Raw genomic sequence first — 14,886 nt, forward strand, 5'->3', positions numbered from 1 at the left:
AGAAACTTATAATTTACCATGATGGATATAAAGCTTACTACAAAACTTTGGTTTTACCCGGCATGGCATAAGGATAAATTCCATTTGCATCCGGTAATACCTTTGGCATGGCATCCCAGGCCAATCTATCAGGCAACAAACTGTTATTTGCTGCTAAGGCTTCATCCCATTTAATGGTTTCACCCGAGTAGGTTGCGTACCGGCCTATAATCGATGTAAATGTACTTGTTGCAGCATAATCGACATTGTTAAACTTATATTCGCCTTTAAATATTGCTTCAAACAACTCATCATGTTCCGTTTGATAAGGGTTGGCATTTCCTTTAGTAACGTGATTGTAGAGCTCTTTTCCGCTATAATCTTTCATAATGGCCTGATTACTTCCTGAAAGATAAATTTTGCCTTTTGTACCCTGAAAAGATTCATCAACCCGATTGCTAATGCCTTCAAAATGGCGGCATTGGCTACTGATCACCGCACCATCGGCATAAGTCAATTCAATAGAGTGATTATCGTAAATTTCTCCATAATCTTTACCCGTTCTCCAGGCCCTGCTTCCAGTTCCCTGTACAGATACCGGATGTGCATTTTTTACCCAGTTGGCAATATCGATATTGTGTACGTGCTGCTCTACAATATGATCACCACAAAGCCAGTTAAAATAATACCAGTTTCGCATTTGGTATTCCATTTCTGTTTGACCTGCCTTGCGGGGATTTACCCATACGCCACCACTGTTCCAATACACCTGGCCAGACATAATATCGCCTATTGCGCCATCATTAATCCGTTTTATAGATTCGCGGTAATTGGTTTGATAACGTCTTTGTAAACCAACCACAACATTTAATTTTTTTCTTTTTGCTTCTTCAGCAGCTGCTAAAACTTTTCTGATACCCGGCGCATCAACTGCAACAGGTTTCTCCATAAAAACCTGTTTATTTTGTTTAATAGCCTCTTCAAAATGTATAGGTCTAAATCCCGGAGGGGTAACCAGTAAAACCACATCGGCTAAAGGAATTGCTTTTAAATAGGCATCGAAACCTACAAACTGTCTTTCTTTTGGAACATCTATTTTTGCTGCAAATTTAGTTGATAAAGCCGTGTAGCTTTTATCAATTCTATCCTGAAAAGCATCGGCCATGGCCACCAGTTTAATGTTATATTTTGTGCTCAGGGCTTGAAATGCAGCACCCGTTCCACGATCGCCGCAACCAATTAAAGCGATTTTAATAGTGTCTGATCCTGATGCATAGGCCCCAGCTAAAGGAATGCTGCTTAACATAGCCCCGCCTGCGAGCAGTGCTGATGCTTTTAAAAAGTCACGACGTTGTTGTAAGTCGATGTTTAATTTTTTCATTGTGTGGTTCGTTTAATGTTTAGGTTTTAATAATCAGCGATTGGTTTTTTATTGTAATAAGCTTCTATTTCTTCTTTGGATGGTGTTTTAACTGGTCTGACTAGCCGGAGGCCAACAAATGGTGCTTCAGGAAACCACCAGTTACTTTTTGGAATTTGTGGATCTAGTTGCTTCCACGATGAATCTGAAGCTAATCTTACGGAAGAGGTTAATTTATCTGCTGTTTCATCATAAGAACCTCCGCGAACACTGTTTGGGTAAAGTTTATCTGGCAATGCAACTGGATTTTGTACTGTTTTGTCTTTAGTGTAAAAATCTGCTAAATATTGGTCGTAAGTCCACTCACTCACGTTTCCATGCATATCGTATAAACCCCAGGCGTTTGGCTTTTTTTGACCAACAGGATGCGTTTTATTGGCACTGTTTTCTTTGTACCAGGCATATTCGGTAAGCTTTGAAGCATCATCTCCGAAAGAGAATTTAGAATCGCTACCCGCTCTGCAGGCATATTCCCACTCGGCTTCGGTAGGTAATCTGTAAAAAATGCCTGTTCGGGCATAAAGCCATTTACAAAATTGAATGGCGTTATACTGAGTCATGGCTATAGCGGGTTGATTTTCTTTCCCCATTCCAAAAGTCATGTCCAGATAGGGCTTCGTAGGTCTTGTCACCGCATCTACATTGGCCGGAATTTTTCCATCACTTGCTTTAAGTTCGTAATCGCGGTATAGGAAAGGTTCGAAAATATTCCAGGTTACTTCATATTTACTCATCCAGAAAGCATCCAGCTTAACTTTATGAACCGGTAATTCATCTGGTTTTCCATTTTTACTGCCCATTTGAAAAGTGCCTTCAGGGATGGCCTGCATTTCGAACTTTAACTGGGTGCCGTTAATGTTTTGAACATAAGGACTGGTTGTATTTTGTGCAAAAATATGCACGCAGGGGTAAGATATTAATGCAACAGCAATTAACTTTTTGAACATAATGATTGGTTAGGGACGCTTGTTTCCATGCGTTTGTCAGTTTTACTTTTCTGAGGATTAAAAGTAATTAACCGCTTTTAAATCAAAGAGCATTTGTGTAACAATAAAGTTATGAATTAAAAAAATAAGATGATGACAAATTTATCTTCTTTCCGAAATTTTATTGCTAATCTGTGCAAAGCCCATTAAGCTGTCCCATCTTGCACCAGGCCTGCGGTAGTATGCAAAAATTTGATAGGTGTTTTCAGTTTCAAAAAAAGAACCCTCAAATGGTTTTGTTTCTGTAGTATTTGTGGTTTTATCCAGCCAGGTATACTCATAATCGTAAAGCCCCTGTTTAAGCAAAATATTACCATAAAACTGTTTTCTGCCCGCATCATAAATAAGTTTGTTTTCGTTCGATAGCGTATAATTATTGAAACGGCCAACTACGTAAGCATCTCCATTGGCAGAAGGTGCAAGTGCATTTAAAGTAAACAGCACACCTGCATATTCAGCTTCTGTACGGTCATCACGGCCATCGGTATTGCGAACAAAAAAGTTTCCATTTTCGTCAAATTGATTAGCAAAAGCGCTCGTGTTTCTTGAAGCATCCTGAAACAGAATTACATTAACAGCTTCGTTATCTCTGTATATGCCTTTTACATTATCGGCTTTATATCGTAAACTTCGGATATCAAATTTTCTAAATTCATTATCAGCCCAAAAATCATTGGTATTAATGTCATTATAAACCAGTTGATTTGGCCGGATAAAAGATGGTTTGGTGTTAACTTGTGCTGTGTTGGCATTAAAATTTTGCATAACCACCGCTTTTAAATCCTGATAGGGATTAGAAATTGGAATTTTATGGTTAATGGTGAAGTTAATTTTTTGCTTTAAATTTCGATCTGCAACCTGCATAGAATTGGTTACTTCCATAGCAATGGCAAACTGACTGTCTACAATGTAAAAACGCTGAGAAATAACCGGTTTTTTTAAATCGCCGTCTTCATAAACTTTAAGCAAATAATTACCACTAATTTTTGGCTTAATCTGGTCATTCGGTAAACTTAATTCATAATGAGTATATTTTCTGGTTGTATTTACCGAATAGCGGTAATTAATTATCCGGTCATCGTTAAAACTTTCTAAATAATCGATACTTGAAATGCGTGAAGATTGCCAGTCTGATGTACAATGCTCTACCGTATACCAGTAATTTTTTGTTCCGCCAAGTAAATCATCAAATGAGAAATTTATGGTTTCGGCAGAATTTAGGTTAATAACAGGCAGTGATTGTTCTTTGCTGTTGTTAGAGCAGAGTACTGTTTTAATGTTTGGCTGGTATATTTTGTTTTCGTAAACGAAAGGTGTACCACTTTGCGCAAAGGTTAATGTAGAGATGAAAAATAAAATAGGCAGTAGTATTTTTTGCATCGCTAAATCTACATTTTTGAAATGAAGAGACAAAGTCAATTTTTTATACCCTGCCGGCAGACTCTTTTCTTTTGACAACAAAAGAAACAAAATTACCCGCTTGTAATTTTCTATTAAAGTTAGGAACTGGGGCCGGTCATTGTATTCCGAAAAATTGACCATGCCGGGCCAAAGTAAAACGTAGAAACAATGCTTTGGCTTGGTTAACTATAAATACGAAGAGTTTGATCATAAAAAAAGCCGAAGGCGTGCTTCGGCTTAATCATATAAATAATCAGGGTTGATCGGTTTTACCCCTCAAGCTCCATAATTTCAGCGGCTAAACTTTCCCATTTGTTTTGGGTATTGTCTAAATCATGTTTTGTAGCTAAATAACGTTTATTGGCTTCAGCTAATTTATCAGCCTTGCTGTACACATTTTCATCTGCTAATTCTGTTTCAATGGTTTTTACAGCCGCTTCCAGATCAGCAATCAGCTTTTCTGTTTTCTGCAATTCATCATTTAATTTTTTCAACTGATTAGCCGTATTCGGAGCAGCAGGTTTTGGCTCTTCTTTCTGTTTTTCAGGTAATTTAACCGGGATAGGCTTAGAAACCGGAATTACCCTTTTACTATTCCATTCCTCATACTCCGCATAAGTACCTGGGTATTGTTTGATTTTTTCTTCTTCAATGAACCAGATCTTGTTAGCCACATTATCTAAGAAATACCTGTCGTGAGATACAGAAATAAAAGTACCTTCAAACTGTTGTAAGGCTTGAATTAAGATGTTTACCGATTGGATATCCAGGTGATTGGTTGGCTCATCCAGAATCAGGAAGTTCGAATCTGTTGTTAAAGATTTTGCCAGTGCAACCCTTGATTTTTCACCTCCGGAAAGGACTTTAATTTTCTTAAAAACATCATCACCTGTAAAAAGGAAACAGCCTAAAATACTGCGCAATTCTGTATCGGTATGTTTTGGCGCAAAAGCCTGTAATTCTTCTAAAATAGAATTTTCCAGATGCAAAGATTCCAATTGGTGCTGTGCAAAGAAAGTAGTTGTTACATTATGTCCGGTTTCACAGAAACCATCAAAACCTTCGGTACCGGCAATAATTCTCAATAAAGTAGATTTACCTTTACCGTTCGCACCGATCAGGGCAATTTTGTCACCCTTTTCAATCACACCTTCAGCATCTTCTAAAATATGAACGTTAGGGTATCTTTTAGTTGCGTGCTCAATTCTAACCACGTGTCTGCCCGACGGCTTGGTAAATTTAAAGCTGAAGTTAACAGTTGGATTATCATCATCCACATCATCCACACGCTCCATTTTATCTAAAGCTTTCATCCGCGACTGAGCCATTTTGGCTTTGCTTGCTTTAGCTTTAAAACGTTCAATTAAGCGTTCTTCCTGCTTAATTTTGGCTTGCTGGTTTTTAAATTCTCCTTTTTGAATCTCGCCCCGTAAAGCTTTTTCTTCTACATAGAAACTGTAGTTGCCCGCATAAACCGTTAATTTTCCTTTGCGGGATTCTACAGTACGGTTTACAATTTTATCCAGGAAATATCTATCGTGAGAAACGATTACAATTGCCCCTTCAAAACCCATTAAATAGTTTTCTAACCATTTAATTGAGGGTAAATCCATGTGGTTGGTGGGCTCATCCAGTAATAAAATATCAGGATTTTGAAGTAAAATCTTCGCCAGCATCACCCGCATACGCCATCCTCCCGAGAAGGTATTAAGTGGCCTAACCTGGTCTGCTGTGCTAAAACCCAAACCGGCTAAAATTTCATTTGCACGATATTCTATATTGTAACCATCAAGGGCTTCAAACTCTTGTTGTTTGTCACTTAATTTATATAAAACCTCTTCACTATAGTCGGTCTCGATTTTTTTAAGCAACTCCTCAATTTCATCATGCAGCTGGTTTTGGCGTTCAAAAGCCTCCATGGCCACATGTAAAATACTATGGTGAGAATCGTAAGAAAGTAAATCCTGGTTCAAATATCCGATTTTCAAGTCTTTAGACATAGAAACCGTACCCGAACTTGGCGCATACTCACCAACAATTATTTTTAAAAGTGTAGATTTTCCTGTCCCGTTAGCACCAATTAAGCCGGCTCTATCGCCCGGTTTAATATGCCAGTTCGCTTCATCATATAAGGCTCTTGAGCCAATCAGGAATGTTAAATTATTTATTGAAATCATTTCGGCTGCAAAAGTACGAATTTTAAAGGCTATTTTTTGCTTGAAAATCAAATTCCTGATCGCATGAATTAAGCAAGCGTTTAAGCTGGTCAGATCTGACCAAAAGGGTTAAAAAGAAAATCAAATTTTATCAGTTTTGAATGATTAAAATGTATAGGTTTGAGTTATAAATTACCTATAGAAATGAATAACGACAATGTAAAAATCCTTAGCACAGAAATCCTTTCAGATAACTGGTATACCTTAAATAAGATCACTTTTCAATACCAAAAGAAAGATGGCAGTTGGCAAACTCAAAATCGAGAGGCTTATGACAGAGGCAACGGCGCAACCATTTTACTGTATAACAAAACAAATAAAACCGTTATTTTAACCAGGCAATTCCGGTTGCCTACTTATATTAATGGAAACGAAAGTGGCCTGTTGATTGAAACCTGTGCAGGCTTGCTGGATAAAGATAATCCTGAAACAGCAATTAAACGCGAAACGGAAGAAGAAACAGGTTATAAAATTACCGAGGTAAAGAAGGTTTTTGAAGCCTATATGTCGCCAGGCTCGGTTACAGAAATATTATACTTTTTTGTAGCCGAATATTCAAAAGAAATGAAGGTAAGTGAGGGTGGTGGGCACCATGAAGAACAGGAAAACATAGAAGTAATGGAAATGCCTTTCGAAGAAGCGGTGAACATGATTGAAAGCGGAGAGATTAAAGATGGCAAAACAATTATGCTGCTTCAGTATGCTCAAATTAATAACCTGCTAGGATGAGGAAGTTAATTGCAATTTTAGGTGTAGTTGCGATGCTTGGAGGCATGGCCTACTTCTTTTTGTTTAAAAAGGACAATGAAAGATTTTTAACCCAGGGGGATTGATTATTTTCAGCAAGAAAAATACAATGAGGCATTGGTTTATTTTAATCTGGCCGAAGAATTAGATAATACAGAAGCCTTAATATATTCAGGAACCATTTATTTAGAATCAAACAACCCCAAACAAGCGATTCCTAAACTTGAAAAGTACATCAGTAAAATCAGCCCTGATCATGAAAATTATAAAATTGTTTTAAATGATTTGGGTGTTGCTTATTTTAAGATAAACAATATCGAAAACGCTAAAAAATATTGGGAAAAGGCAGCTGCTGCTGGAAATCCAACCAGTTTAAATAATCTAAAAGAGTTAGAAAAAAATAACCTTTAACGGTTAAGCTAACAACTCAGATTGACAATTTTTTAAAATAAATATTTGAAAATCTAAATATTATCTCTACTTTTGTACTGTAATAAAAATAATTACAGAATGAATAACAGCCGGTTTTCAATTTCTTTACACATACTCACGCTCCTCGATCAGGCGAAAGGTGCATTAGTGTCTTCTGACTGGATTGCAGGTAGCATTAATATTAACCCTGTTTTGGTACGTAAAGAGATTATTAACTTGCGTAAATACGGTTTTGTTCAAAGTAAAGAAGGCAAGGGTGGGGGAAGTACTTTAGCTAAAAGTGCAGCTGATATTAATTTAGGTGATGTTTATCTGGCCATAAAACAGAAAAGTATTTTAGGCGAGAGCAAAAATGAGCCTAATCCAAATTGTCCTGTTGGAAAACAAATTAATAAACACCTTGATCAATTATATCATGATGCTGAAAATGCATTAATCAGAAATCTTTCGGGCCAGAATCTGTCAGATTTTAGTTCAAAATTTAGTTAAATTTTTTTATGATAAACTGTAATAAAATTAATTACAATATAAAATAATCTCTATGAAAATCAAATCAATTTTAATGGCCTGGCCTTTGTTTTTGCTATTTTATTTACACCAAAATATCTGAAAGACTTTGAGATTGAACTGACGAGACATAAAGATTCAAAAGATTAATTAAAGCCATGGAAATAAAATATCCGGATTTAGGCGATAAAGGAAGTTTAGACGCAGGTGCAAAAATGAATACCGGCGAAATGAAGTGGTAACTATTAAATTAAAAGAACAAAATTCAAAACATAAAAATTAAAATAATATGAAAGTAGCATTAATTGGAGCCTCAGGATTTGTAGGAGCCGCAATTTTAAAAGAATTATTAAGTCGTGGAAACGAAGTTACCGCTATTGCACGTGATGTAAATAAAATTGAAACCGAAGGTGATAAACTGACTAAAAAACAAGCAGATGTTTTAGATACAGATAAATTGGCGGAGGCAGTAAAAGGTGCTGATGCCGTTGTAAGTGCATTTAATGCCGGCTGGGCCAATCCAAATCTTTATGCAGATACGATTAAAGGAGCAGAGGCGATTCAAAAAGGGGTAAAAGTAGCTGGCGTTAAACGTTATATTTTTATAGGAGGAGCCGGTACTTTACAAATCGATGGTAATCAAATCGTGGACGGCCCAGATTTTCCTGAAGCTTATAAACCGGGTGCAACTGCCGTTAGGGATTATTTTAATACACTTAAAAATGAAACGGAATTAGATTGGTTGTTTTTTAGTCCGGCTATAGAAATGCACCAGGGCATAACCACAGGCCGTACAGGTAAATATCGTTTAGGTAAAACCAGTCCTGTTTTTAATGAAGATGGCCGTTCTATCCTTTCAGTTGAAGATTTAGCAGTTGTTATTGCAGATGAACTGGAGAATAATGCGCATTATCAGGAACAATTTACCGCTGCGTATTAAAATTCTGAAAACTGCTTAAATTTCAATTAGATTTTTGCATGTTAGTATGAGCCTGTTGAAGACCTTATATGCTTTGCAAAAATTCAGCATAACAATTTTAAGGAAATTATTTTAGTTGAAATTTAAGCAGTTTCGTATAATTGTAAACTGGATAAAGGAATATTGGTAGAATTATACTTCTACCTTTTCCATTTTACATTTAGTTATTTTATCTTCGTTGCATGTATCGCCTTATTAAACCAATTTTCTTCAAATTTGATCCCGAAAACGTGCATTATTTTGTCGTAAAGCGGTTAAAATGGTTTAATGACAGATTTCCACTTGGAAAAACCATTATCAGAAGCAGTTTTGATTTTCATGTTAAAGGATTGGAAAAGGAAGTTTTCGGAATTAAATTTAAAAACCCTGTTGGTTTGGCGGCTGGTTTTGATAAAAATGGCGAGTATGTTGAGGCTTTAAGCAATCTGGGCTTTGGTTTTATTGAAGTTGGAACCGTTACCCCGATGCCACAACCGGGAAATGATAAGCCACGTATGTTTCGCTTACCTAATGATGAAGCCCTGATTAACAGAATGGGTTTTAACAATAAAGGAGTAGATGTAATGGCCGAACGTTTGCGGATTTTAAAGGATAAACATCCTGATATTGTTGTAGGTGGAAATATTGGTAAAAATAAAACTACACCTAATGAAGATGCAGTAAGTGATTACATAAAATGTTTTGACAGATTATTTGATGTTGTTGATTATTTTGTGGTTAACGTAAGTTCTCCGAATACGCCGGGTTTACGCGAGCTACAGGAGAAAGGACCATTAAAAAATATTCTGAATACCTTACAGCAGCGCAACCGTAAAAATGATATTTCGCGTCCAATCTTATTAAAAATAGCACCCGATTTAACGGATGCGCAATTGGATGATATTATTGAAATTGTTTCAGAAACTAATATTGCCGGAATTATTGCCACTAACACCACCATTAGCCGTGAAAACCTGGCAACAGAAAAGGAACTTACAGATGAAACCGGTGGTTTAAGTGGTAAACCAGTTAAAGATCGTTCAACGGAGGTAATCCGTTATTTATCTGAAAAATCGGGTAAAGCGTTTCCAATAATTGGGGTTGGAGGTATTCATTCTCCGGAAGACGCTCAGGAAAAATTAGATGCTGGTGCAAGCCTGTTACAACTGTATACAGGTTTTATTTACGAAGGCCCTGGCTTAGTTAAAGACATTTGCAAAAGCCTGGTTAACATACAGGTTTAAAATAATGAAGCGCAAATACCATTCACGCTTCAAACCTAATTTTATTATTTTACTGCAATAAAGATATCAACTTCGGCCTGTTCAGGATTTTGTGCTTTTTCGCCATACACCTCAAAATCAGCTGTAAAAGCTCTTTGTATGTCAGCATTCCAGATTTTTACCCATGCATCAAACACCAGTCCTTGTAAAATATTTCCCTTCACTGCATATTTCGCATAAGCAGCCTGTTCAATGGTTTTTTCGATCATGCCTTCAGGAACAGATGCTGAATTTGAAACTTTGCAACCAATAATCGTTGTATAAGGTTTTGTATGATCTTTCTCGTAATCTGTATAAATAACATAAACCGCATTACCGGTTTTATTTGGGATTTTCTCCGAAATATTCTCAGTCATAAACCTGTTCCAAAGTTCAGGGATATCTTTTCCGGATTGTCCGTTTTCATTTGTTGTCCTTACGGAAATTCCAACTACGCAAAATTTTTCAATGGTTTGACTACTCATTTTGATGGTTTTTAATTAAGCCCAAAAATATAATTGAGTTACGACAGCCCTATGTCAGGGGTTGAGAAGATTTTTCAAGGCAAATTTTAAAATATTCCTGTAATGACATTTTCTGCGGTTCAAATTGTTCATCAAGCAGGTTCAACGTTTTTATTCTGTCAAGTCTGAAAGATCTAAAATCCATTCTTAAACGACACCATGCAATTAAAAGCCAGTTTTCTTGTGTGCTGTATAAAGCAAAAGGCTCAACTAATCTCTTTGTGGTTGCATCATTGTCAGGAGAATAATATTCAATTTGAGTTAGTTTATAATTGGTTAAAGCCAGTTGCAGATATCCTCAGCTACATTTTGCCTGAAAACAATCCGGTTTGCCAGCAAATTTGCTTTGTCTTTAGTATTGTTTTTTAAAACAGATTTTATCTTAAAAATTGCGCCTGTATATTCTTTTACAAAAGAAGCATCTTTATTTTTTAAAATGAGTTGTTCTGCGGTAATCAGTGCATTGGCCTCACTTTCAGTAAACATTACAGGAGGAATATTGTAGCCCTCAATAATAGAGTAGCCTTTACCTTCTTCGGATAAAACAGGAACACCTGCTTGCTCCAGTGCCTTAATATCTCTGTAAATGGTGCGTACGCTTACTGAAAACTTTTTGGCCAGTTCTGTCGAAGTCACCAACCTTTTGGTTTGTAAGTGAATTAAAATAGCCGTTAATCTGGAAAGACGTTTAGTGTCATTGTCAATCATAAGGTTTAAAATGTCAACTTAATACAGGTAGGGCAAAAAGAATAGCTCCTGCTAAAAAGATAACGGTTAAAACATGTATCTTATAATGATTTGCCCTTAAAAAAATGAATTGTTGTACGGTCCGGATGAGCCAAAATATGGAAGATCCTGTTAAAAACCAATTTCCAAGTTTAGTTGTCATAAGTTCCTTTGGAAAAACGAAACAAATAATGGCGGTCAAAATGAAATAATAACTAATTTGAATGTTTAAAATTTGCATGATTCCTCTATTTGCAAAGCTTAATTTTTTCAAGTCATTGTCCCACCGAAATATTTTCCAAAATCCGAAGTGGAAAAGTGCAAATGCAATATTGTATAGGCCACAAATAAATATTACTGTTTTCATCTCTTCAGTTTCTTGTGAATCCCGTACCGCTAATTCTTAATGTATTTAATTTAGAATACCCTTTTAAGGTTCTTTATCATTATTCAGGCAGCACTATATCATTCCAATCTTTAATTGCGAATGATTTTATAATACCTTCCAGAATAAATGGGTCTTCCTTTGTAAACTGTTCGGCTGCTGCACGGGTTTTAAATATAGCCATACTTCCCATGTCAGAAAATGGCCCAACGCCAATTATCTCACCACTCTCAATATATTTATCGACAATAATTTTATGTCTGGGATAAACTGTCATAATGGTTTCCATTGATACACCAGACGGTTCTCCAATTAATACTGCTTTCATTTTAGTTGGTTTTTAAAAAACTTCAGGCAATCTTAAATGCCATTTTTCATTTTTTCAACATATTCTGCGTTGAATAATTGATTAGGCTTCAAATAAACAACATTGTTTTGGAAATCAAGAAACGTGTTGAATCTTTTTAATATTTCATTACCTAAAATGTGAATATTTTCACCTCTCATAGGTTTGTTAGCTGTAATTTGCTGAACGGGAACATTTTTTAATTTATAGTTTCCAATTTTCAGTAATTCCAAATTAGAGGTAATTACAGGTATTTCATTTCCCTGAGCGCCTTTCATCATTACTTTTTTTATCACTTCCATTTTTTCTGCAGGGAAGTTACTCAATTTCAGTAAATCATTGTCAAGCATCGCTGTTCGTTGGTAGCCTGTATCAAATAAAAATAAACTTGTGTTTTTAATGCCGTTTTGAGAAATAGTGCCCTCTATCAAAAAAAGCTCTTTAAAGTATTTAATGGGGAATTTTTTGAACTTACTATCTTTAGATACGTATGCAGGCAGTTGATTGTGAACGATTAATGCATTTTTGTCGTAGTTGAGCTCAACAGTCTTATCTTTGAATAAATCCCAGCCAAATCTTCCGTCAGTATCATGCCCCGTCAATTCTGCATCGTAGATTTTTGTTTTATAATCATGGTTCCCGATTTTGAGATTGTAAACGGTATTGTAAAGCTTTGGGACAGATTTGAGTTTATTTTTTAAAACATTATTTGTAAGTACAAGTTCGGTGGTTCCGGTATCGAAATTTAAGTTTAATGTATCACTATCATTAAAAACAGCCTTTACATAGATCGTATTTTGTTTATTGATAATTAGCGGGATAGTGTCACTTTCCAGTGGTTTATTTTGCGCAATTGCATGAGTTGATAATAAAATGAATGCTATAAACAGGTTTTTTATCATGAATGTTGTATTTAAAATAGATGTGTTTGCTTAGAGGAAGACTTTGTGTGCTTTAGCACGATTTTATTTGGCCGTGTATTTTTCAAATAATGCGTAATCAAAAGGAATTTTCATGGTTAAATCTTTGGCTTCCCAATCCTCACCATTCGAAGCCTGATAAAAATCATATGCGTTTTTCATGAAATTGTCGCCATTTGGGGCTTCCTGCCAATCTTTTTTCTCCCGGTTGTAAAGTAAAATCATGCAGCTTACACAGTTAAAATTGCCTTCCTTCTTTGCATTTTCGTAGCATTTGCCAATTTTAATGTTCAGTTTTTGGCGGATAATGACGTCTGTCAATCTGCTATTGGTCAAATGAGTAAGTGCAACCTCTGCATCCTTATCGGATGGTGAGTTTTTAGAGATTCTTAAGTTTTCAAAATGTGCATTTTTGATGGCTTCTAACTCCGTTTGCTTAGCATGTGCATCTAATATATTGATATCTGCCGGATAGAAATCTTCTACCGGCAAAACTGCAGTTGAATCTGAAACACCAGCAACATTTCTTTTTACTATTTCTGTTGCAGGTTTCGAATTAGTATTCCCAAATAAATAAGATTTTAATTCTGTAAGATGAAAGCCTATTTGGTTAAAACCAACCACAAATTTTAAAAATAGAACTACCGCTAACAGCGTTATTCCGAATATCCAAAGGTATTTTTTCAATTTCAAATTGTTTTATAAATCGTGTTCAAAGTTTATCCGTGTATGTATAACAGAAATCAGTTAGTCCCCCTCGTTTTAAACTGCCACCGGTTAATGTTATTTTATTTCTCTGTTTAATACAATTAACTTATTGTTTTTTATTCCCCGGTCTGCCATCGGGTAAAACACAATTGCATAAGCGTTTTCGGTTGTTTTATTTATGCCTGAAATAACCAGCTTATCATCTTCCATTTCTAAAATTTCATTTGTAAGCAAATTCTTATAACCTTTTACGCCTTTACTGAAAAATATTTCCAATAATGTATCTTTTTTTGTCGTAAACCAACCATTTCCAAACTCTCCGTTAAATCTGGTTATATAAGTATCGTCAGCAAGTTTAACAGGTTGCCAGGTATTAAAGAATGGATCTTTAATATCGATAAGTTTAATTTTTTCGCATTTTCCGTTGATGTCAATTTTTTCAATAATAATTACACCCTTTTCCTGCGTTAAGAGATAAGAATCTTTTTCAAATGACAAGCTTAAAATTTGTCTGTAAAATTTTTGTCTGTTATTAATTTTTCTGTGTCTGATTTCATTTCCTTTTTCATCAATTTGTCTATGCAACCAGGCATTACCATCTTTTGCTAATAAATGAATTTCGTGATTTGAGATAAACACTTTGTTATTTCTCGGTAATGAGACTTTTAAATTGTATTTTTTTTTTATCATTCCATTTTTGAATTCAATGGCAAGAAGCTGATCTGGTTTTGTGTCTGACCAAATATCTACATTATAAAAGACTGAATGTTTTTCAGTTGAACCAATAAAACTGCCCGTAAAAGGCTTATCACCTTTTGGTACATCTATATTTTCCCGGTTAAAAATCGGTATGCTTATTTCCAGTTCTTTATTGGTATAAGGTGGAATAATGGAAACATATGCTTTGTTATCCGAACTGAAAAATAATGTTGGTAAAATGCCACTATCTTCTACAAAACTTTCTTCTTTACCATCATTGTCTATAATGGTATAAACTAAATTGTAAGTTTCGTTTTTATTATAAACATAGTTTGCTAAAAGAGATTTATTAGCAAATGAAATACTTTCTTTAGCCGAAATTCCTGTGTCAGCAACTAATGTTGTTAATATTCCAAAATCAGTCTTTATAGTCGATGATTCGAATAACTTTGCTTTGTCTACATTTTTCATAATATGTCATGTTATTTTGTAGTTACACTACTTGCTAAATAAACAATACTTTATAGCCATTCTTCAAAACCATTTACAATTCGCTGGAAATGATTTACGATTCGTAATTTTTCAAAGAGAAATGATCGTATTCCGGGTTTGATTTCTATTGATAAATGCGTGTTTTAAATTGCTGGCAGAAAGCCTAGGAGGGGTGCTA

General features: G+C 35.3%; 16 protein-coding genes. 5 read left to right on the forward strand and 11 right to left on the reverse strand.

Features of this window, described 5'->3' with window-relative positions; genetic code table 11:
• Positions 1–37: 37 nt before the first annotated feature.
• From O0955_RS12510 to O0955_RS12525, 4 genes are all read right to left on the reverse strand, one after another.
• Positions 38–1,360 (reverse strand): Gfo/Idh/MocA family oxidoreductase, encoded by a 1,323-nt coding sequence (locus O0955_RS12510; RefSeq protein WP_269427885.1) that lies wholly within the window; start codon positions 1,358–1,360, stop codon positions 38–40.
• 26 nt (positions 1,361–1,386) lie between these two features.
• Complete coding sequence (locus O0955_RS12515; protein ID WP_269427886.1) at positions 1,387–2,346, reverse strand: formylglycine-generating enzyme family protein; 960 nt, start codon at positions 2,344–2,346, stop codon at positions 1,387–1,389.
• A gap of 141 nt (positions 2,347–2,487) precedes the next feature.
• Positions 2,488–3,765 (reverse strand): type IX secretion system plug protein, encoded by a 1,278-nt coding sequence (locus tag O0955_RS12520; protein ID WP_269427887.1) that lies wholly within the window; start codon positions 3,763–3,765, stop codon positions 2,488–2,490.
• A gap of 290 nt (positions 3,766–4,055) precedes the next feature.
• Positions 4,056–5,963: an ABC-F family ATP-binding cassette domain-containing protein gene (locus O0955_RS12525; protein ID WP_269427888.1), complete on the reverse strand. Its 1,908-nt coding sequence runs from the start codon at positions 5,961–5,963 to the stop codon at positions 4,056–4,058.
• A gap of 183 nt (positions 5,964–6,146) precedes the next feature.
• Between O0955_RS12525 and nudK the strand changes: the two genes are divergently transcribed.
• The 5 genes from nudK to O0955_RS12550 all read left to right on the forward strand — a co-directional run bounded on the left by nudK (position 6,147) and on the right by O0955_RS12550 (position 9,890).
• Complete coding sequence (nudK, locus tag O0955_RS12530; protein WP_269427889.1) at positions 6,147–6,731, forward strand: GDP-mannose pyrophosphatase NudK; 585 nt, start codon at positions 6,147–6,149, stop codon at positions 6,729–6,731.
• 135 nt (positions 6,732–6,866) lie between these two features.
• Positions 6,867–7,160 carry a tetratricopeptide repeat protein gene (locus O0955_RS12535; protein ID WP_269427890.1) on the forward strand — a complete coding sequence of 98 codons (294 nt, stop codon included), beginning with the start codon at positions 6,867–6,869 and terminating at the stop codon, positions 7,158–7,160.
• A gap of 99 nt (positions 7,161–7,259) precedes the next feature.
• Positions 7,260–7,670 carry an Rrf2 family transcriptional regulator gene (locus O0955_RS12540; protein WP_269427891.1) on the forward strand — a complete coding sequence of 137 codons (411 nt, stop codon included), beginning with the start codon at positions 7,260–7,262 and terminating at the stop codon, positions 7,668–7,670.
• A 307-nt stretch (positions 7,671–7,977) separates the two neighbouring features.
• On the forward strand, positions 7,978–8,628 hold the full coding sequence (locus O0955_RS12545; protein ID WP_269427892.1) for an NAD(P)-dependent oxidoreductase: 651 nt from the start codon (positions 7,978–7,980) through the stop codon (positions 8,626–8,628).
• A gap of 221 nt (positions 8,629–8,849) precedes the next feature.
• On the forward strand, positions 8,850–9,890 hold the full coding sequence (locus O0955_RS12550; RefSeq protein ID WP_269427893.1) for a quinone-dependent dihydroorotate dehydrogenase: 1,041 nt from the start codon (positions 8,850–8,852) through the stop codon (positions 9,888–9,890).
• A 44-nt stretch (positions 9,891–9,934) separates the two neighbouring features.
• Here O0955_RS12550 and O0955_RS12555 read toward each other — a convergent pair whose 3' ends face one another.
• The 7 genes from O0955_RS12555 to O0955_RS12585 form a co-directional block, all read right to left on the reverse strand.
• Positions 9,935–10,393, reverse strand: coding sequence for a GyrI-like domain-containing protein (locus tag O0955_RS12555; protein WP_269427894.1), 459 nt, complete (start codon positions 10,391–10,393; stop codon positions 9,935–9,937).
• A 49-nt stretch (positions 10,394–10,442) separates the two neighbouring features.
• Positions 10,443–10,724 carry a helix-turn-helix transcriptional regulator gene (locus O0955_RS12560; protein ID WP_331283549.1) on the reverse strand — a complete coding sequence of 94 codons (282 nt, stop codon included), beginning with the start codon at positions 10,722–10,724 and terminating at the stop codon, positions 10,443–10,445.
• Positions 10,709–11,140, reverse strand: coding sequence for a helix-turn-helix transcriptional regulator (locus O0955_RS12565; protein WP_269427895.1), 432 nt, complete (start codon positions 11,138–11,140; stop codon positions 10,709–10,711). Before O0955_RS12565 ends, O0955_RS12560 begins: the two co-directional genes overlap by 16 nt.
• Before the next feature lie 464 nt (positions 11,141–11,604).
• Complete coding sequence (locus tag O0955_RS12570; RefSeq protein ID WP_269427896.1) at positions 11,605–11,871, reverse strand: YciI family protein; 267 nt, start codon at positions 11,869–11,871, stop codon at positions 11,605–11,607.
• Positions 11,872–11,903: 32 nt separating this feature from the next.
• On the reverse strand, positions 11,904–12,791 hold the full coding sequence (locus O0955_RS12575; RefSeq protein ID WP_269427897.1) for a pepsin/retropepsin-like aspartic protease family protein: 888 nt from the start codon (positions 12,789–12,791) through the stop codon (positions 11,904–11,906).
• 63 nt (positions 12,792–12,854) lie between these two features.
• A complete protein-coding gene (locus tag O0955_RS12580; RefSeq protein WP_269427898.1) occupies positions 12,855–13,496 on the reverse strand; it encodes a hypothetical protein in 642 nt (213 codons plus the stop codon).
• A gap of 96 nt (positions 13,497–13,592) precedes the next feature.
• A complete protein-coding gene (locus tag O0955_RS12585) occupies positions 13,593–14,687 on the reverse strand; it encodes a hypothetical protein (RefSeq protein WP_269427899.1) in 1,095 nt (364 codons plus the stop codon).
• Between the last annotated feature and the right edge of the window lie 199 nt (positions 14,688–14,886).

Source organism: Pedobacter punctiformis (assembly GCF_027213715.1).
GTDB classification, from domain to species: domain Bacteria; phylum Bacteroidota; class Bacteroidia; order Sphingobacteriales; family Sphingobacteriaceae; genus Pedobacter; species Pedobacter punctiformis.

Coding starts and splice junctions, on each gene's coding strand:
- O0955_RS12510 (WP_269427885.1), bottom strand. CDS start 1,360: ATGAAAAAATTAAACATCGACTTACAACAACGTCGTGACTTTTTAAAA.
- O0955_RS12515 (WP_269427886.1), bottom strand. CDS start 2,346: ATGTTCAAAAAGTTAATTGCTGTTGCATTAATATCTTACCCCTGCGTG.
- O0955_RS12520 (WP_269427887.1), bottom strand. CDS start 3,765: ATGCAAAAAATACTACTGCCTATTTTATTTTTCATCTCTACATTAACC.
- O0955_RS12525 (WP_269427888.1), bottom strand. CDS start 5,963: ATGATTTCAATAAATAATTTAACATTCCTGATTGGCTCAAGAGCCTTA.
- nudK (WP_269427889.1), top strand. CDS start 6,147: ATGAATAACGACAATGTAAAAATCCTTAGCACAGAAATCCTTTCAGAT.
- O0955_RS12540 (WP_269427891.1), top strand. CDS start 7,260: ATGAATAACAGCCGGTTTTCAATTTCTTTACACATACTCACGCTCCTC.
- O0955_RS12545 (WP_269427892.1), top strand. CDS start 7,978: ATGAAAGTAGCATTAATTGGAGCCTCAGGATTTGTAGGAGCCGCAATT.
- O0955_RS12550 (WP_269427893.1), top strand. CDS start 8,850: ATGTATCGCCTTATTAAACCAATTTTCTTCAAATTTGATCCCGAAAAC.
- O0955_RS12555 (WP_269427894.1), bottom strand. CDS start 10,393: ATGAGTAGTCAAACCATTGAAAAATTTTGCGTAGTTGGAATTTCCGTA.
- O0955_RS12565 (WP_269427895.1), bottom strand. CDS start 11,140: ATGATTGACAATGACACTAAACGTCTTTCCAGATTAACGGCTATTTTA.
- O0955_RS12570 (WP_269427896.1), bottom strand. CDS start 11,871: ATGAAAGCAGTATTAATTGGAGAACCGTCTGGTGTATCAATGGAAACC.
- O0955_RS12575 (WP_269427897.1), bottom strand. CDS start 12,791: ATGATAAAAAACCTGTTTATAGCATTCATTTTATTATCAACTCATGCA.
- O0955_RS12585 (WP_269427899.1), bottom strand. CDS start 14,687: ATGAAAAATGTAGACAAAGCAAAGTTATTCGAATCATCGACTATAAAG.